We start from the raw sequence: 16,435 nt of genomic DNA on the forward strand, positions 1-16,435 counted from the left end.
CCTGTCCATCTCCCCGCGTTTTGACTAAGACATTCAGGATGAACAAAAAGTACCCCGGCATGCGCCTGATCGAGGGCGGGACTTTCACCATGGGGTCGGAAAGCTTCTACCCCGAAGAAGCCCCCTTGCGCCGGGTGAAGGTGGACAGCTTCCACATTGACGAGACGCCTGTAACCAACGCGCAGTTCGCCGCGTTCGTCGCCGCCACCGGATATGTCACCGTCGCCGAGATCGCGCCCGATCCCAAGGACTATCCCGGCATGCCGCCTGAAATGGCCCGCGCCGGATCGCTCGTCTTCCACAAGACTTCAGGCCCGGTGGACATGGCCGATGCTGCCAACTGGTGGCACTTCACTTTCGGCGCATGCTGGAAGCACCCCCTCGGGGCCGACAGCTCGATCGCGGGGATCGAGGACCATCCCGTCGTCCACGTCGCCTATGCCGATGCGCAAGCCTACGCCAAGTGGGCGGGCAAGGATCTGCCGACCGAGGCCGAGTTCGAATTTGCCGCACGCGGCGGTCTGGAAGGCGCGGACTACGCCTGGGGCGATGAACTGGCGCCCGATGGCCGGATGATGGCCAACTACTGGCAGGGCCTATTCCCCTTCGCCAACCAGTTGCTCGATGGCTGGGAGCGCACCTCGCCCGTGCGCACCTTCGCGCCCAACGGCTACGGCCTGTTCGACATGATCGGCAACACCTGGGAATGGACCTCTGACTGGTGGACCGACAAGCCGTTGAAAGGCGGCAAGAAGTCTGCCTGCTGCGCCATCGGCAATCCGCGCGGCGGCAAGCTCAAGGACAGCTTCGACCCCGCCCAGCCCGGCGTGCGCATCGGCCGCAAGGTCATCAAGGGTGGCTCGCACCTCTGCGCCGCCAACTACTGCCAGCGCTATCGCCCGGCCGCACGCCACCCCGAAATGATCGACACCGCCACCACCCACATCGGCTTCAGATGCGTGGTGAGGACGCCTGCCTGACAGATGTGCAGGCGAGGGAGGCTTGGCCTGTATCGGCCAGCCTCCCTGCCGCCCCCTCAGAACGAACGGCGGACCGAAACCGACCAGGTCCGCGGACGGCCCGGCTGTCCCGATGCCGTGCCGGCACCGAACGCTTCCTGCAGCAGCGTCAGGAAGTAGTACTTGTTGGTCAGGTTCTGCACTTCCAGCGTGATGCCCCAGTCCTTGGCCTCCGATTGCCAGCCGAGCCGGGCATTGGCGAGGAAATAGCCGTCGATCCGGTTGGACAGGCGCAGCGTGGTGATCGGCCCGCCGCCGCCGGCATTGCTGAACGGCGAAGGCGTGACCGGGCTGTTGGCCGGCACCGTGCTGCTCACCGCCAGGCTGTCGATATTGGCGGCTTCGGTGTAGATCTTCGATTGATAGGCACCATCGAGGCGCACCGTGACCATGCCCTTGAGCAGGTCGGGTATGTCATACTGCACGCCGATCGCCGCCTTCCACTTCGGCGTATAAGGCGTCACGTCGTTCAGCGTCACGCCGGTGGAGAGCGTGTCGACCTTCTTGTACTGGAAATCGAGGTAGCTGAGCGAACCGTCGACCGTGAAGTTGTCGATCGGCCGGATCAGCGTCTCCACTTCAAAGCCCTTCACGTGGGCGGACCCGACGTTCGAAGGCCGCAGGCACGGCGTTGCCTGCGATGATCCCCCGGACCCGCCGTGGCAAGGTCGAGGCAGTTCACGCTCGACAGGATGATGTTCTTGTAATCGTTGAAGAACGCCGAGACGTTGAGGCGCAGCTTGCGATCGAACAGGTCGGACTTGAACCCGGCTTCATAGGCAGTGATGGTCTCGGGCCGGAACGCGGTCGCCTGGCTCGGGAAGAACGGACGCGGGTTGACGCCGCCGGCGCGATAGCCGGTCGACACCTGGGCATAGAACAGGAATTCGGGGCTGAAGCGATAGTCCGCAGCCACGCGCCAGTCGACGCGATTGTCGCGGAACTTCGCGGTCAGGCCGTCAAGCCCGAACAGCAGGCAGTTGGGCTGGTTGCCGATCCCGGTCGGGCCGGCAGTCGGCGCGCCGAGGAAGAAGTTGCACGGGCCCTGGATATTGGTTCCATCCGGATTCTTGCGGACGTAGCCATAGTCCTTCTCGTCCCACGACTGGCGGATGCCGCCGGTCAGGTTCGCAGCATCGCTCAGCGCATAGGTGAAGTTGGCGAAGATCGCCTTGTTCTTGGCCGGCGTCGGATCGGGTCCGTGGCGGAAGTCGATCCCGGCATAGTTCAGGTTGATCCGGCCCGTGAAGGTGCCGCGCGTGTCGAAGTAGAAACCGCCCACGGTGAAGTCGAGCTTGTCGTCCAGCACCTTGCCCGACAGGCGCAGCTCCTGGCTCCACTGGCGGTTCTTCTGGGTCTGGTTGAGGTTGTTGTTGGCAATCGGCGAACCGTCGGAATCGTAGGACCAGTCCGCGGTATACTGGCGCCATGACGTGATCGACTTGAGCTTGAGCTGGTCCGAAACGTCAACGTCGATGGTCAGCGCCGCGCCGTAGTTGTCCAGATCCGAATGGGGATCGGTGAACGTCGGCTTGTAGGGCATCTGGCTGTCGGGCCGCGCCGGATCGGCATACGTCGCGTAGGAGATGAAGCGGCGATCGTATCCGGTGATCGTGTCGCAGCTGTTCACTCCGTTGGGCACGAACATGCAGTTGAGCGGAATGCCCGCGCCATTGGTGCCCTGCAGGAACGGACGGCCACCGGTGAAGCTCGCATTGGGGCCATCGAACACCGCCGAAGTATTGGCATAGAGCAGCACGTTTGCGCCCGGCTCGTTGCGCTCTCGCGTGTAATCGCCCGAAAGGTTGATATCCACCGTCTCGGTCGGCTGCCAGCGCAGCGAGACCTTGCCCGCCACCGACGACGTGCCGCCGACATTGCCCAGCACCGGGTTCGCGCCCTTGGCAAAGGTCGGGACGTTCGTGCCCGGATGGGTCAGGTTGTAGTCGAGCCGCTTGACGTAACCGTCGATGTTCTTGGTCACGCCGGCCACGCGCATGAACAGGTTTTCCGACAGCTTCAGGTCGAACAACCCGCGCACGTCGATGCGGTTGTAGCGCCCGTAGGTCGCCTCCATCGAACCGCTGTTGCTGCCTTCCGGCTTCTTGGAATAGAGCTTGATCGAACCGCCCAGCGAGTTGCGCCCGGCCAGCGTGCCCTGCGGCCCGCGCAGCACTTCCACGCGGTCAAGGTCGGTCAGGTCGAGCAGCGATCCGGTCAGCGTCGGCAGGTACACGTCATCGATGTACATGCCCACGCCCGGCTCGAGCGCGAAGTTCGGGTCGGTCTGGCCGACGCCGCGGATGAAGGCGATGATGCCGGGGCCGAGTTCCTGGCCCTGCGGCTTGAGCGTGACGTTGGGCGCCTGCGCCGCGATTTCCGAAACGTTCGTCTGCCCGCGCTGCTGCAGCAGCTCGCCGCTGACAGCCGTGATCGCCAGCGGCGTATCCTGAAGGTTCTGGGCGCGGAACTGCGCGGTGACGACGATTTCGCCGACGGTCGGCGCCGTTTCCTCGGTGGCGTCCTGCGCCAGGGCGGTTCCGGTCAAAGACAGGGCAAGCAGGCTCGCGCCCGCGCGAAGCAGTTTCATCATCCTCTCCTCCCACGCCGTGCCCGGTTAAGACCTTGAGGCTTTTCACCTGTCGGCACGCTCCGATTTTTTCGGATCGCGGCCTTTCGGTCAAAGCATCGGCGATATCGGGAGTATGCCCGATTTCATGTTATGGTCAATAGCAACTTTTGGTAGAATTGATGTGACGGGTTGGTGATGCAAATCCGCCTCGGCGATGATAGGCAGCAGGCATGAAACATCCGCTCGATCCCATGCTGGGCTTTCACTTAGTGCGGACGGCAAATCTGGCCCTGCGCGCCGTCAACGCCTCCTATGGCGATCTCGGCTTGCGCCATCCCGATGCCGCGGTCCTGCTGGTCATCGAGGCAAACCCCGGCATCACGCAAAGCGCCATCGGCAAGATGCTCAAGATCCAGCGCTCCAACATCGCGACGATGGTTTCGCGGCTTGTCGATCGCGGCCTGCTTGAACGCCGGCCCGGCAGGGGCAAGACCATCGGCATGTTCCTGTCGGGCCACGGCCTGTCGATCATGCCCCGCATCCACGCCGCCTCGCACGAGGGCGAGGCCCTGCTTACCGACGCCATCGGCGAGGACGCCTACCGCGCCGTCCTCGAAACGCTCCGGCAGATCCGCTAGGCTACCCGCCGCAGTTCGCGCACCGGCTGGCTGTTGTGCCCCGAGAACACCGCCACTGCCGTGGCCAGCCGGCCCGATGTCGTGGCCATGCTGCGCGTTGCCGCAGCGCTCTGCTCCACCATTGCGGCGTTCTGCTGCGTGGCAAGGTCGATCTCGGTGATCGCCTGGTTGACCTTCAGGGCATAGGCGGCCTGCTCCTCGGTCAGTTGCGCGGCTTCGACTACGCCCGTGCTGATCTCGGTTACCTTGCCGATGATAGAGTTGAGCATCCCGCCCGTGCCCTTGACCAGTTCGGCGCCGCGATCCACCTGCTCCCGACTTGCCGAAAGCAGCTTCTTGATGTTGTCCGCCGCTTCGGACGAGCGCTGCGCCAGCGCCCGCACCTCGTTGGCGACGACCGCAAAGCCGCGCCCCATCTCGCCCACGCGTGCCGCCTCGACGCCCGCATTCAGCGCCAGCAGGTTGGTCTGGAAGGCGATGCCGTCGATGATCTCGGCAATCTGGACCACCTCCTGCGCGCTCTGCTGGGCATCGTCCATCGCGCTGATCGCCTCGCGCACCGCCTCGCGGCCCTGCGTCGCCTCGCTCTCGGTCTCGCGCGCCGATACCCTGAGGTCGGCCATCGACCGTGAGGTCTTGTTGAGGCCCCCGCTCAGCTCGTCGATGGCGCGCGCGCAATCCTGCACGTTGTTGGCCTGCCGTTCGGTGCGCGAGGCGAGGTTCTCGGTCGCCGCGCGGATTTCGTCGGTCGAAGTGGCAATGTGGTCGCTGCTGTCAGCCACGAGGCCAATGGTGGACGAAAGCCGCTCCAGCGCCCGGTTGAAATCGTCCTCGACCTGGCGGAAGCTTTCCGGAAGGTCGCTCATCCGGGTCGAAAGGTCCCCATCGGCCAGTGCGCGCAGCGATACGCCCATCTTGCCCAGCACGATGTCGCGCGTGGTCTTCTCGGCCATCTCGAAGTAGGTCGAAAGGGCGATGTCCATGTCGATCATGGAAACCTTGACCAGTGCCACCAGATCCTGCGCCATGCGCCGCCGCGCCGGGGAGAACCGCCCTGCCCCGCGCAGCACCATCGCCTCGATCATGTGCTCGAGGATCAGCGCATAGCCGCCGATGTACCACTTCGGCTCAAGTCCGATCCGGGCGTGGGTATTGCCGATGGTCAGCGCCCGCTCGTGGTAGGCCTGGTCAAGCCCGTCCTCGAACACCTTGATCCAGTGGTCGGCTTGCGCATTGCGGGCATGGCGCACCCGGTCTGACGAGGAGAAGAACTTGCCCAGCGCCGGGGTGCCGCCAAGCTTGTCGTAGAACTTCTCCAGCCCGCCATCCACCGTGCGCGCCACGAAGCGCGCCAGCCGGTTGAAGCTGCCTTCGTTCCTGCCCAGTTCGTAGAAGCCGATGCGTTCCTGCAGATCCCGTGCGACGACCATGTCCATTCCTTTCCGGTGCTGGCTGCAGGCTAGTTAACCGGACTGAAATGGTCGGAAATGGCGGATTATGGGAATCCATCTATGCACCAAGGGACAGGTCGGGTCAGCGACTCAGCTGACCGCAGCCCCCTTCGCCTTCAGCTCCGCCGCAGCCCGGAACACCGCGTGGTCGAAATAGAAGGGCTTGATTTCGCAGCACTTTCCATCGCGGAAGCGGAACATTTCGCACAGTTCCGCCGGCGGCAGCGAGGGATCGGCGAACTGGAAGGACAGGATCGTCACCGCGTGATCCTTGCCCGCCGTCGTCTCGACACGGTTAAGACCAGCAACATCCACCAGCCCCATGACCTTGATGTACAGCTCCTTGAGCGCGTTCTTGCCGCGATAGATGCCTTCCATCGGCAGGCCCGGCGCCTCGCTGACGATGAAATCGTCGGTCAGCATCGACGCCGCCTTGTCCCAATCGCCCACGCCGGTCGCGGCATAGAGGTCGTCAACGAACTGGATCATTTCCTGCGCAGTCATCGTCATGATTTTATCCTCTCGATCTGGCCGCGAAGATCACCCATGCCGACTTCTGCGGAAACCTAGCGATATGGCTAGCGATGCGTTTGCCCGCGGCGCCGCTAAGGTCGGTCCATGGAGAGGACACGCCAGATCACGCTCGCCCGCCGCCCCGTCGGTATCCCGGTCCCCGAGGACTTCGCGCTGGTCGAGGTCGATCGGCCCGTGCCCGGCCCCGGGGAAATCCTCGTGCGCATGCGCGTCGGCTCGTGCGATCCTGCGATCCGCGGCTTCCTCGATGATCGGCCCAGCTACCTGCCACCGGTCGCGCTCGGCGCACCGATCAACGGCATGTCGCTGGGCGAAGTGGTGGAATCGGACAACCCGGACTGGCCGGTCGGCACCCTGCTGCGCACTTTCGCGGTCTGGTCGGAATACTACGTCGTCGGCGCCGATGCGCTCGGCATCGAAAAGGTTGAACAGGCCCCCGGCGTGCCGCTGCAGCATTACATGGGCGCGCTCGGACCTGTCGGCCTCACGGCATGGGTCGGCCTGTTCGAGATCGGCAAGGCGAAAGCCGGCGAAACCGTGGTGGTCAGCGCCGCCGCCGGCGCCACCGGCAGCACCGTGGTCCAGCTTGCCAAGGCCGCAGGGTGCCGCGTGATCGGCCTTGCCGGTGGCCCGGCCAAGGCGCAGATCGTCAAGGACCTCGGCGCGGATGTGGCGATCGACTATCGCGCCGTTGATGATCTGGCCGAAGCGATCAAGGCAGCAGCGCCGGACGGCGTCGATGTCTACTTCGACAATGTCGGCGGTGAAACGCTCGACGCCATCCTGCCGCTGATGCGCCTGCACGGCCGCATCGCCGTCTGCGGCATGATCGCGCAATACAACGATGCCGATAATCCCCACGGCAACCGCAACTTGTGGCAGCTGGTGGTCAACCGCCTGACCATGCGCGGCTTCATCACCTACGATCACCCCGAAGTCCTCGGCGAAGCGCAGGCCATGCTCGATCGCCTCTTCGCCGAGGGCAAGCTCAAGCCGCTCGAAAACGTGCGTTCGGGCATCGAGAAGCTGCCGGAAGCCTTCATCGAACTGATGAGCGGCAAGACCACCGGCAAGACTCTTGTGCTGATCTGATGGCCGCGCTCGCCGGAAAGATCGCCTTCGTCACCGGCGGCGCATCGGGCCTGGGCGAAGCCATCGCCCGCGCCTATGCCGACGAAGGCGCGTCGGTCATCATCGCCGACATCGACGTTGCCGGTGGCGAAGCCCTCGCAGCCGAGCTCGGCGCGCGTTTCGCCCATCTCGACGTGACGCAGGAAGCCTCGTGGGCGCAAGCGCTCGCCCCGTTCGATCGCATCGACGTGCTGGTCAACAACGCCGGAATCACCACGCTCGGCTCGATCGAGGAGATCACGCTCGACAAGTTCCGCCACGAACTGGATATCGACGTGCTCGGCGTGTTCATGGGCACGCAGGCCGTCCTGCCGAAGATGAAGGCCCATGGCGGCTCGATCATCAACATGTCCTCGCTCTCGGGCGTGAAGGCCTCGTCCAACCTCGTCGCCTACAACGCGGCCAAGGCGGCGGTGACGCTGATGACCAAGTCCTGCGCCCTGCACTTTGCCGAAAAGGGCTATGGCATCCGCTGCAACTCGATCCACCCCGGCGCGATCCACACCCCGATCATCGACAAGGTGCTGGCCCAGTCCGACGATCCGGACGCGCTTTACCAGAGCTTCGTCGATGTCCATCCGGTGGGGCGCCTCGGCAAGCCGGAGGAAATCGCCGCAATGGCGGTGTTCCTCGCCAGCGATGCCAGCGCCTTTGCCACCGGCGCCGAATTCCGCGTCGATGGCGGCGCCTCGATCTGATGGGCGGGCTGCCGATCCGCCAGGTGGCGTTCTTCGTGGAAGACGTCCGCGCCGCGGCGCGCGCCCATCACGATGCCTTCGGCTCCGGCCCGTTCTTTGTGGCTGACAACATTCCCCTCGCCCGCGCCGTGCATCGCGGGGTGGAGCGCGAGCTGGATCATAGCTCTGCCTATGGCCAGTGGGGCGATGTGATGGTCGAGTTCGTCGCTCAGAACAACCCCGGCCCCTCCCCTTTCCGCGATCTCTACCCAGAAGGTTCGGGCCGCTGGGGCATGCACCACGTCGCGGTGTTCGTCGACGATGTCGATGCCGAGCTTGCCCGCTTTGCCGCGCGCGGCGCAGCCTGCGCCCTGCGCGCCGAGATGACCGACGGCTTCGTCTTCGCCTTTGCCGACACCACGGCGACGATGGGCCTGTTCACCGAACTTTATGCCCCACCAAAACGCTGGTTGATTTCTACGCCATGGTCGCGCAGGCGGCTGAGGACTATCGGGGGACTGACCCGATCCAGACCATCCGGATGACTTGAGGACCTGACGTTGAGCGAGACCTGGCACAGCCTGATTGCCGAAACCGAATTCCCCGCAGAGGGCAAGGTCGCCACGAAGATCGCGGGCTGGCACGTCCTCGTCGCGAAGACCGAAGGCGGCCTGTTCGCCGTCAACGATCGCTGCACCCATCAGGCGGCGCTCATCTCCACCGGCCGCATCCGGCGCGGTGCGGTGATGTGCCCGCTGCACGGCGCGCGGTTCGAAATGGCCACGGGCCGCTGCATCGGCGGCGCCTACAAGGACCTGCGCACCTTCCCCGTCCGGGTCGAAGGCGGGCAGATCGAAGTGTGCATTCCCGATGCGGCACCCGGCATGGACGAGCTCCCGGTCGTCATCTGAACTCGCTGCCTGAATTCACTGGCCGAACTCGCTCAAAGCGCAGGTTCACCCTGCCCGCAGGCGCGTTAGTCTCTCCCCAACCAAACCAACGGGAGAGACAGCACCATGCCCTTCACCGGCCCCGCCGAAGACCGCCTCGCCATCCGCGAACTGCTCGAGACTTATGCCGACGCCGTCACCCGCGTCGATGCCGATGACTGGGCCGCGACCTGGGCAGAGGATGCCGAATGGTCGCTGCCCGATTACCCCGAACTTGGCACCACCCGTGGCCGCGCCGCGATCAAGGCAATGTGGATCGAGGCGATGAAGAACTACCCCGGCATCATGTTCGAAGCCTGGCCGGGGTCGATCGAAGTCAGCGGCGATACCGCCACGATGCGCAGCTACACCGCCGAGGTCTATGACCAGAACGGCATCACCATGCGCGATCGCGGCGTCTATGAAGACACTTGCGTCAAGATCGACGGCAAGTGGCTGTTCAAGAGCCGCTCGTTCCGCAACATCCACCGCCAGCACGCCCCCAAGGGCTGCTGAGCGGCAGCACGGTTCAGGGTGCGCGGAACCACGCACCCTTGAACCACAGCGCCAGATTGACCAGCGCAATCAGCACCGGCACCTCCACCAGCGGCCCGATCACGGCCGCAAAGGCCACCGGCGAGGCAAGGCCGAACGCGGCAATCGCCACGGCAATCGCCAGCTCGAAATTGTTCGACGCCGCTGTGAACGCCAGCGAGGCCGTGCGCTCGTAACCCGCACCCATTGCCCGGCCCGCGGCAAACGCGGCCACGAACATCACCACGAAGAACACCACCAGCGGCAGCCCCACCTTCAGCGCATCGAACGGCAGCGCCAGGATCTCCCCGCCTTTGAGGCTGAACATCGCCACGATGGTGAACAGCAGCGCCGCCAGCGTCAGCGGGCTGATCGCCGGCACGAAATGCCCCTCGTACCAGTCACGCCCCCGCGCCCCGACCAGCACCTTGCGCACCACGAAGCCTGCAAGGAACGGCACGCCGAGGTAGGTCACCACCGCCTTGGCGATCATCGCGAAGTCGATGTCCACCACTTGCCCTTCCAGGCCGAAAACCGGCGGCAGGAACGTCAGGTAGAACCAGGCATAGGGCACATAGAACAGGATCTGGAACAGCGAGTTGAACGCGACAAGGCCGGTCACGTACTCCGGGCTTCCCCCCGCCAGCTGGTTCCACACCAGCACCATGGCGATGCACGGCGCGATGCCGATCAGGATCAGCCCGGTCATGTATTCCGGATCGTTCGGCAGCAGCAGCGCGGCGAGCGCGAACATGAACGCCGGCGCCACGATCCAGCACAGACCGAACGACACAGCAAGGATCCGGCGATCCCGGAACACCTCGCCCAGTTCCTCGTAGCGCACCTTGGCCAGCGGCGGGAACATCATCAGGATCAGGCCGATGGCAATCGGGATGCTGGTCGAACCGACCGTCATCGCCCCCAGCGCCTGCGGCACCGCCGGCACGAAACTGCCCAGCGCAATGCCCAGCGCCATCGCGGCGAAGATCCACAGCGTAAGCCAGCGATCGAGGAACGACAGGCGCGGGCGTTCAGGCGCCATTGCTGCAATCGTCGCCATCAGGCAGCTCCTTCCATCTGCCCGATCCGGGCAAGCTCAGCCAGCAATTCGGCTGGCTCCATCGTTTCGAATGGCAGGGCGAGCAACGCGGCCACGCGCATTTCCAGCCAGGCCCAGGTCTGCTCGAACGCGGCGTCCACTTCCGCCTCGCCACCCTCAACGTCAGCCGGATCGGGCAAGCCCCAGTGCGCCTTCAGCGGCGCACCCATGAACACCGGGCAGGCCTCGCCCGCGGCATTGCCGCAGACCGTGATGGCCAGATCGATCGGCGGCGCGTCCGGCCCGGTAAATTCGTTCCAGCTTTTCGACCGGAACGGCGCCACGTCGATGCCCTTGCGCACCAGCAGCCGCAGCGCGCCGCGATGCGGCACGCCCTTGGGCATGCTGCCGGCACTGTGAGAAACGATCCGCCCCGCCCCCATGGTGCCAAGCATCGCTTCCCCCAGAATCGAGCGCGCCGAATTGCCGGTGCACAGCACCAGTATCGAAAACGGACGATCGCTCATCAGCAGCACCCCGCCTTCGCTGCCGGGGCGGCAACCTTCGGGGCGCAGCACGCCGTGTCCGAGGCATGGGCCGAAGCGAGCGGCGCAAAGTCCGGGCTCTCGCCATAGACCGTGCTTTCACCTTCGGTCAGGAAAGCCTCCCAGATCACGCCATCGGGATCGGCGATCCAGCTCTTCTCCGACTTGGCGTAGCAGCAGGTCGTCGCGCCTTCCGCGATGACCGGTCCCTTGGCATTGGCCAGCCGCCCATAGACTTCGGCCAGCTCTCCGGCACTTTCCACTTGCAGGCCGATGTGTTCGATCCCCTTTGCCGCCCCGTCCTTGCACGAGATGGCAAAGTTGATGCGCGGGTCCTCCAGCATCCACTTGGCGTAATCGGCCTTGGTCACGGTCGGCTCGGCGCCGAACAGGCCGGAATAGAAAGCGATCGAGGCATCGAGGTCGGCGACGCCGACGTGAACATGGAAGCGCTTCATGCGACGTCCTTTTCGGTTGAGCTTGAAGGATGGCAATCGATGGCAGGCACGCAGGCTGCGCCGCCACAGCAGTTCTCGGTCAGAAAGCCCATGACGGCGGCCATCGCCCCATAATCGGCGGAGTAGAGGATCGACCGGCCCTGCCGTCGTTGCCCGACCAGCCCGGCATTGGCGAGCTGGGCGATATGAAAGCTGAGCGAGGACGGCGCAATGTCCAGCGCTTCGGCCAGCGCGCCTGCGGCCAGCCCGTCAGGCCCGGCCTGCACCAGCAGCCGGAACGCCGCCAGCCGATGCTCCTGCGCCAGCGCGCCAAGGGCGCGAACGACCGCTGCTGATTCCACCCGCACGCCCCTTCGATTCGATATTTCTATAATAGTCGAAACAATGCCTGCCGCAACCGCAAACGAAAAGGGCGGAGCCGAAGCCCCGCCCTCTCATGGTCACGTGCGCCTGATGCGATCAGAAGCGCTTGATCACCGAGACCTGCACCGTGCGCGGCAGGTTGCCGAAGCCGAGCTGGTCGGCGCGGACGCCCGCCGCCGTGCCCGTGCCGCCGCCGGTCGAAGGACCATCGACCACGCCGCTCACGAAGAAGCGATTGGTCAGGTTCTTGCCGATCACCGCGATCTGCCAGTTGTCGTCCTCGGCCCCGAAGCGGATGCCCGCATCGAGCACGGCATACTTGCCCTGGCGCGAGAAAAGATTGCCGAAGCCCGAGGCGAGGTAGCTCGACGAATAGCGGGTGTCGACGTTGAGGCCGACCTTGTAGCCTTCGCCCGCTGCCGTCTCGTAGCCCACGCCGAACGCGCCGGTCCATTCCGGTGCCACCGAAAGCGGCGCCCCGTTCAAGTTCTGGCGCGCATCCAGCCCGCCCACCAGCGTGCAACCCTGCGCCGGAGTCTGCCCGGCATAGCACGGAGCCGAGGGGAAGTCGGTGTAGCGTGCCTTGGTGTAGTTGATCGAACCGTGGACGTTCAGCCCGTCGATGCTGCGCGGCGCATATTCGAATTCCAGCTCCACGCCCTTGGTCCGCGCATCCGCCGTCAGCGTCTGGAAGGCGAAGATCGGCGAGTTGAAGAAATCGACCTGCAGATCGTTGTAGGCATACGTGAACGCCACCAGGTTCAGGCGCAGCTGGTTGTCGGCCAGCGTCGTCTTGATCCCGGCTTCGAAGCCACGGGCCTTTTCGGGGTTGAAGGTCAGGTCCGCCAGCGGATCGGACGAGAACTTCGAATTGATGCCGCCGTTCGAGAACCCGCCCGACTTGTAGGCCGTCTTGTAGGCACCATAGACTAGGATGCCGTCCTGCGGCTTCCACGTCAGCGTCACTTCCGGCGACCAGTCGTCGAAGACCTGCTTTGCGGTCACTTCGCCCAGGCCGTCGGCATCGTTCTGGTCGCGGAAGATGCCCTGCACGCCCAGGTTGTTGTAGGGCTGGGTGAAGAAGCTGTCCTTGGTCTCATGCGTATAGCGCACGCCACCTGCCAGCTCGAGCGTGTCGATCAGTTTCCACGTCACCTGCCCGAACAGGGCCGTCGTCTCGCCATCGGTGAAGCTGGTCTTCGACGATGCCACGAAGCGGTTGGCCGCCGAAGCCGTGTCGTCGCGCAGCCCGGCGAACATCACGTACTGGGCAAAGTCACGCTTGGTCTTCTGATACAGCCCGCCCACCATCAGGTTGATCGGCCCGTCGAACGAGGTCTGCGCGCGCAGTTCCTGGCTGAACGCCTTCCACGTGCTGTTCTCGGTCGCCCAGGTGCCGGCATTGCTGCTCTGGAAATCGCAGGCACAGGTCCAGCGGTTGTTGTTGGTGTTGTAGTTCGTCACCGAACTGATCGTGACATTGTCCAGCTCATACGAAACCGCGCCGTTGATCGCCCACGAGCGATAGCGGTTGTAAAGCTCGCCATTGTCCTTCGCGAAGGGGAAGTCCTTGGCAATGTCGGCGGGCATGTTGTTCTGGTGCGTCACGAAATCCGTGCCGCAGCGATACCCGGTCAGCTGGCTCACGCCGCTGGCGAGGCCACAGTTGTAGGCCACGTAGTTCCACGAGGAATTGTTGACCTGGTTGTAGTTGTACGAACCCTTGAGCGTCATGGTCAGACGGTCGGTCGGGGTGTACTTCAGCGTCACGCGGCCGAGGAACTCGTCCTCACCCGGCGCGCGCGATGCAGCCGGCTTGGCCACCGAGCCGATCGGATTGCCGCTGCCGCCCGCCAGCAGGTTGCGGATGTCGACGGTGGTATAGGTGCGGTCGACCGAGACGTTGCGATAATATCCGCCGTCCATGATCGAACCGCGCGCGGCAAAGCGCACGCCCAGCGTATCGCTCAGCGGGATCGAGGCGATCAGCTCGCCCTGGTACTGGCGCGAACGGAACTCGTAACCGGCGCGGGCGATGAATTCGCGGTCCGGGCCCGGGTCGTTGGTGGCCAGGCTGATCACGCCGGCAGTGGCGTTCTTGCCGAAGAACAGCGCCTGCGGACCTTTCAGCACTTCGACGCGCTTCAGGTCGAAGAAGCCTTCCTGAATGATGCGGCCCTGCCCGTAATAGGCACCGTCAACCACGACGGCGACCGACTGCTCGATGCCGATCGAGGTCGAGGACGAACCGATGCCGCGCATGGTCAGCTGCGCGCCCGAACCGTTCGAGGCACGACCGACGTTGAGGTTCGGCGTTGCCGCCGCGATCTTCTCGATCGAGGTGATGTCGCGCTGCTGGATGGTCTTTTCGGAAATCGCGGTGACGGCCACCGGCACGGTCTGCACCGATTCCTCGCGCTTGCGCGCGGTCACGATGATTTCCTCGAGCCCGCCGGCACTGGCGCCGTCCTGCGCGGCATCCTGCGCAAATGCCGGAACCGCCGCGCCCAGCGCGCAAGTGGCGAGAAGAATTCCCTTGATGGTGCGCATGTCCGCATCCTCCCTCTTGTGATTAGACCCGCGCGTTTACGCCTCTCGGCGCGAAGCCTCGCCTCGCCAATGCATTAGCCTCACCCTTTGGCTAGGTGCCGCGCTGCCCCGGCCTCGGCACCTCTGGCGCTTGAGAGGAATTCCCATGACCGAAAACCGCTTCTGGCGCCTTGATCGTCACCCCGAAGGCTCAGACTTCGAAGCCGCACTCAGCCTGCAGACCGAAACCCTGCCGCCGCTTGGGGAAGGCGAAGTGCGGGTAAAGGTCGGCTACCTGTCGATGGACGCCGGCACGCGCATGTGGATGAGCCCGCGCACCGATGGCTATCAGCCGCCCCTGCCCTTGGGCAGCAAGATGGCAGGGCTGGTCCTCGGCCACGTCAGCGAAAGCCGCGATGCGGCCTTTCCGGTCGGCACACTGGTGCGCGGCTTCGGCCAGTGGGCAGACTACGCCACAATGGTCCCTGCCCTCGCCGGGCTCGAGATCGTCGACAACACCGTGGCCGACATCCGCCACCACTTCGGCGCGCTCGGCATGAATGCCTGGACCGCCTATGTCGGCGTCAGGGAAGTGGCTGCGGTCAAGCCCGGCGAATGGCTGGTCGTCTCCGCCGCCGCCGGAGCCACCGGATCGATGGCCTGCCAGGTCGGCCGCAACCTTGGCGCAAGGGTCATCGGCATTGCCGGCGGCCCTGAAAAGTGCCGCTACCTGACCGAACAACTGGGCGTCGATATCGCCATCGACTACAAGAACGATGACGTCGCCGCCCGTCTCGCCGCCGTCGAAGGCGGCGTCCATGCCTATTTCGACAATGTCGGCGGGCCGCTGCTCGATGCCGTCCTGCCCAACATGGCGCATTATGGCCGCGTCGCGGTGTGCGGCATGGTCGCTGCTTATGACAACGACGCCCCCCTGCCCGGCCCTGCCCGCTTCGATCAGGTGCTGATGCGCCGCCTGCGCATCGAAGGCTTCTTCATCCCCGACTTCCTCCACCGCGGCGCCGAATTCCTGCCCACCTTGCGCGAATGGGTCGATGCCGGCACGCTCACCGTCAATCTCGATGAGACGCAAGGGCTGGAAAACACCCTCGCCACCTATCGCCGCATGCTCTCGGGCAAGGCCATCGGCAAAGTCATCGTGAAAGTCGCCTGATGCCCATCATCAAGCACCGCGCCCCGCTCCAGTGCCTCGTCGCCGTGCGCGGCCACCCGTTCGATCGCACCGCCTTCGACGCCATGTTCCAAGCGATGGACGGCATATCGGCCACCATGGTCGATCAACCCGCCGCCGCGCTGCTGATGAACCCGGAAAGCATGCGCGGGTTCGACGCCCTCGTGCTCTACGACATGCCCGGCCTTGATTTCGAAGCGCCGAAAAATGCCCCGCTCTACCGCGAACCTTCGCCCGAACTGCAGGCCGGTTTCCGCGCCCTGCTCGAACAGGGCAAGGGCGTCGTCGCGCTCCACCACGCGCTCGCCGGATGGCCGACATGGGCTGAATATCACGATTGGCTGGGCGGGCAGTTCTTCTACCATCCGGGCGAGCGGCGCGGGGAGACGGTGCCCGACAGCGGCTATTGCCACGATGTCACCCACGAAATTGCGGTCGTGGCCGATCACCCCGTCACCGCCGGCCTGCCCGCCAGCTTCACCCTGACCGACGAACTCTACCTCGGCCAGGTCAATGAAAGCGACGTCACCCCGCTCCTGCGCTCAAGCGCCACGTTTGACCGCGATCACTTCTGGTCGGCAGACCTTGCCGTGAAGGGCGATATGTTCAGCCGCGAAGGCTGGGACCACCCGGTCGGCTCCAATCTCGTCGGCTGGACCCTGCAAGCCCTCAACAGCCGCCTCGTCTATCTCCAGCCCGGCGACGGCCCCTCGGCCTATGACAACCCGCACTACCGCCGCCTGGTCGAAAACGCGATCCGCTGGGTCGCCGAATAGCGCCGCCTGACACCCCCCTCCCGCAAGCGGGAGGGGTCGGGGGTGGGC

General features: G+C 64.9%; 18 protein-coding genes. 9 read left to right on the plus strand and 9 right to left on the minus strand.

The window, feature by feature from the left end; translation table 11 throughout:
- Window positions 1-59 precede the first annotated feature (59 nt).
- Window positions 60-980 carry a formylglycine-generating enzyme family protein gene (locus C7W88_RS18585; RefSeq protein WP_118075867.1) on the plus strand — a complete coding sequence of 307 codons (921 nt, stop codon included), beginning with the start codon at window positions 60-62 and terminating at the stop codon, window positions 978-980.
- A 56-nt stretch (window positions 981-1,036) separates the two neighbouring features.
- Here C7W88_RS18585 and C7W88_RS24465 read toward each other — a convergent pair whose 3' ends face one another.
- Window positions 1,037-1,612 carry a TonB-dependent receptor domain-containing protein gene (locus C7W88_RS24465; RefSeq protein ID WP_255418821.1) on the minus strand — a complete coding sequence of 192 codons (576 nt, stop codon included), beginning with the start codon at window positions 1,610-1,612 and terminating at the stop codon, window positions 1,037-1,039.
- Window positions 1,609-3,609, minus strand: a complete 2,001-nt coding sequence (locus C7W88_RS18595) for a TonB-dependent receptor (RefSeq protein WP_205525347.1) — start codon at window positions 3,607-3,609, stop codon at window positions 1,609-1,611. Before C7W88_RS18595 ends, C7W88_RS24465 begins: the two co-directional genes overlap by 4 nt.
- A 212-nt stretch (window positions 3,610-3,821) precedes the next feature.
- Here C7W88_RS18595 and C7W88_RS18600 point away from each other — a divergent pair, with 212 nt between their 5' ends.
- Window positions 3,822-4,229, plus strand: coding sequence for a MarR family winged helix-turn-helix transcriptional regulator (locus C7W88_RS18600; protein WP_118075058.1), 408 nt, complete (start codon window positions 3,822-3,824; stop codon window positions 4,227-4,229).
- Here C7W88_RS18600 and C7W88_RS18605 read toward each other — a convergent pair.
- On the minus strand, window positions 4,226-5,659 hold the full coding sequence (locus tag C7W88_RS18605; protein WP_162896252.1) for a methyl-accepting chemotaxis protein: 1,434 nt from the start codon (window positions 5,657-5,659) through the stop codon (window positions 4,226-4,228). The two genes, C7W88_RS18600 and C7W88_RS18605, sit on opposite strands and share 4 nt — an antisense overlap.
- Before the next feature lie 111 nt (window positions 5,660-5,770).
- Window positions 5,771-6,190, minus strand: coding sequence for a nuclear transport factor 2 family protein (locus C7W88_RS18610; RefSeq protein ID WP_118075060.1), 420 nt, complete (start codon window positions 6,188-6,190; stop codon window positions 5,771-5,773).
- Window positions 6,191-6,298: 108 nt separating this feature from the next.
- Here C7W88_RS18610 and C7W88_RS18615 point away from each other — a divergent pair, with 108 nt between their 5' ends.
- The 5 genes from C7W88_RS18615 (at window position 6,299) to C7W88_RS18635 (ending at window position 9,467) form a co-directional block, all read left to right on the plus strand.
- Complete coding sequence (locus C7W88_RS18615) at window positions 6,299-7,306, plus strand: NADP-dependent oxidoreductase (RefSeq protein ID WP_118075061.1); 1,008 nt, start codon at window positions 6,299-6,301, stop codon at window positions 7,304-7,306.
- Window positions 7,306-8,043, plus strand: coding sequence for a glucose 1-dehydrogenase (locus tag C7W88_RS18620; RefSeq protein WP_118075062.1), 738 nt, complete (start codon window positions 7,306-7,308; stop codon window positions 8,041-8,043). The genes C7W88_RS18615 and C7W88_RS18620 overlap by 1 nt, the downstream gene beginning before the upstream one ends.
- Window positions 8,043-8,567 carry a VOC family protein gene (locus tag C7W88_RS18625; RefSeq protein WP_240345089.1) on the plus strand — a complete coding sequence of 175 codons (525 nt, stop codon included), beginning with the start codon at window positions 8,043-8,045 and terminating at the stop codon, window positions 8,565-8,567. The genes C7W88_RS18620 and C7W88_RS18625 overlap by 1 nt, the downstream gene beginning before the upstream one ends.
- A gap of 15 nt (window positions 8,568-8,582) precedes the next feature.
- On the plus strand, window positions 8,583-8,933 hold the full coding sequence (locus C7W88_RS18630) for a Rieske (2Fe-2S) protein (protein ID WP_118075063.1): 351 nt from the start codon (window positions 8,583-8,585) through the stop codon (window positions 8,931-8,933).
- A gap of 105 nt (window positions 8,934-9,038) precedes the next feature.
- Complete coding sequence (locus C7W88_RS18635; RefSeq protein WP_118075064.1) at window positions 9,039-9,467, plus strand: nuclear transport factor 2 family protein; 429 nt, start codon at window positions 9,039-9,041, stop codon at window positions 9,465-9,467.
- Between the two features lie 13 nt (window positions 9,468-9,480).
- Here the strand turns inward: C7W88_RS18635 and arsB are convergent, their stop codons facing one another.
- From arsB to C7W88_RS18660, 5 genes are all read right to left on the minus strand, one after another.
- Entirely contained in the window at window positions 9,481-10,545 is a 1,065-nt protein-coding gene (gene arsB / locus C7W88_RS18640) for an ACR3 family arsenite efflux transporter (protein WP_305036992.1), read from the minus strand.
- Window positions 10,545-11,051, minus strand: coding sequence for an arsenate reductase ArsC (locus C7W88_RS18645; protein WP_118075871.1), 507 nt, complete (start codon window positions 11,049-11,051; stop codon window positions 10,545-10,547). The genes arsB and C7W88_RS18645 overlap by 1 nt, the downstream gene beginning before the upstream one ends.
- Window positions 11,051-11,527 carry an ArsI/CadI family heavy metal resistance metalloenzyme gene (locus C7W88_RS18650; RefSeq protein WP_118075065.1) on the minus strand — a complete coding sequence of 159 codons (477 nt, stop codon included), beginning with the start codon at window positions 11,525-11,527 and terminating at the stop codon, window positions 11,051-11,053. The genes C7W88_RS18645 and C7W88_RS18650 overlap by 1 nt, the downstream gene beginning before the upstream one ends.
- A complete protein-coding gene (locus tag C7W88_RS18655; protein WP_118075066.1) occupies window positions 11,524-11,868 on the minus strand; it encodes a helix-turn-helix transcriptional regulator in 345 nt (114 codons plus the stop codon). The genes C7W88_RS18650 and C7W88_RS18655 overlap by 4 nt, the downstream gene beginning before the upstream one ends.
- A 118-nt stretch (window positions 11,869-11,986) precedes the next feature.
- Window positions 11,987-14,440 carry a TonB-dependent receptor gene (locus tag C7W88_RS18660; RefSeq protein WP_118075067.1) on the minus strand — a complete coding sequence of 818 codons (2,454 nt, stop codon included), beginning with the start codon at window positions 14,438-14,440 and terminating at the stop codon, window positions 11,987-11,989.
- A 145-nt stretch (window positions 14,441-14,585) separates the two neighbouring features.
- Here C7W88_RS18660 and C7W88_RS18665 point away from each other — a divergent pair, with 145 nt between their 5' ends.
- Both C7W88_RS18665 and C7W88_RS18670 read left to right on the plus strand, forming a co-directional pair.
- Window positions 14,586-15,593 (plus strand): NADP-dependent oxidoreductase, encoded by a 1,008-nt coding sequence (locus C7W88_RS18665; protein ID WP_118075068.1) that lies wholly within the window; start codon window positions 14,586-14,588, stop codon window positions 15,591-15,593.
- Window positions 15,593-16,387 carry a ThuA domain-containing protein gene (locus C7W88_RS18670; protein ID WP_118075069.1) on the plus strand — a complete coding sequence of 265 codons (795 nt, stop codon included), beginning with the start codon at window positions 15,593-15,595 and terminating at the stop codon, window positions 16,385-16,387. The genes C7W88_RS18665 and C7W88_RS18670 overlap by 1 nt, the downstream gene beginning before the upstream one ends.
- Window positions 16,388-16,435: the final 48 nt, after the last annotated feature.

Origin of the sequence: Novosphingobium sp. THN1 (assembly GCF_003454795.1) — a bacterium.
GTDB lineage: Bacteria > Pseudomonadota > Alphaproteobacteria > Sphingomonadales > Sphingomonadaceae > Novosphingobium.

What these genes read in the sequence shown, in the direction of transcription:
- C7W88_RS18650 (WP_118075065.1), bottom strand. Translation starts at nt 11,527, where the DNA reads ATGAAGCGCTTCCATGTTCACGTCGGCGTCGCCGACCTCGATGCCTCG.
- arsB (WP_305036992.1), bottom strand. Translation starts at nt 10,545, where the DNA reads ATGGCGACGATTGCAGCAATGGCGCCTGAACGCCCGCGCCTGTCGTTC.
- C7W88_RS18600 (WP_118075058.1), top strand. Translation starts at nt 3,822, where the DNA reads ATGAAACATCCGCTCGATCCCATGCTGGGCTTTCACTTAGTGCGGACG.
- C7W88_RS18670 (WP_118075069.1), top strand. Translation starts at nt 15,593, where the DNA reads ATGCCCATCATCAAGCACCGCGCCCCGCTCCAGTGCCTCGTCGCCGTG.
- C7W88_RS18665 (WP_118075068.1), top strand. Translation starts at nt 14,586, where the DNA reads ATGACCGAAAACCGCTTCTGGCGCCTTGATCGTCACCCCGAAGGCTCA.
- C7W88_RS18615 (WP_118075061.1), top strand. Translation starts at nt 6,299, where the DNA reads ATGGAGAGGACACGCCAGATCACGCTCGCCCGCCGCCCCGTCGGTATC.
- C7W88_RS18610 (WP_118075060.1), bottom strand. Translation starts at nt 6,190, where the DNA reads ATGACGATGACTGCGCAGGAAATGATCCAGTTCGTTGACGACCTCTAT.
- C7W88_RS18625 (WP_240345089.1), top strand. Translation starts at nt 8,043, where the DNA reads ATGGGCGGGCTGCCGATCCGCCAGGTGGCGTTCTTCGTGGAAGACGTC.
- C7W88_RS18635 (WP_118075064.1), top strand. Translation starts at nt 9,039, where the DNA reads ATGCCCTTCACCGGCCCCGCCGAAGACCGCCTCGCCATCCGCGAACTG.
- C7W88_RS18620 (WP_118075062.1), top strand. Translation starts at nt 7,306, where the DNA reads ATGGCCGCGCTCGCCGGAAAGATCGCCTTCGTCACCGGCGGCGCATCG.
- C7W88_RS18585 (WP_118075867.1), top strand. Translation starts at nt 60, where the DNA reads ATGCGCCTGATCGAGGGCGGGACTTTCACCATGGGGTCGGAAAGCTTC.
- C7W88_RS18605 (WP_162896252.1), bottom strand. Translation starts at nt 5,659, where the DNA reads ATGGTCGTCGCACGGGATCTGCAGGAACGCATCGGCTTCTACGAACTG.
- C7W88_RS18645 (WP_118075871.1), bottom strand. Translation starts at nt 11,051, where the DNA reads ATGAGCGATCGTCCGTTTTCGATACTGGTGCTGTGCACCGGCAATTCG.
- C7W88_RS18660 (WP_118075067.1), bottom strand. Translation starts at nt 14,440, where the DNA reads ATGCGCACCATCAAGGGAATTCTTCTCGCCACTTGCGCGCTGGGCGCG.
- C7W88_RS18595 (WP_205525347.1), bottom strand. Translation starts at nt 3,609, where the DNA reads ATGAAACTGCTTCGCGCGGGCGCGAGCCTGCTTGCCCTGTCTTTGACC.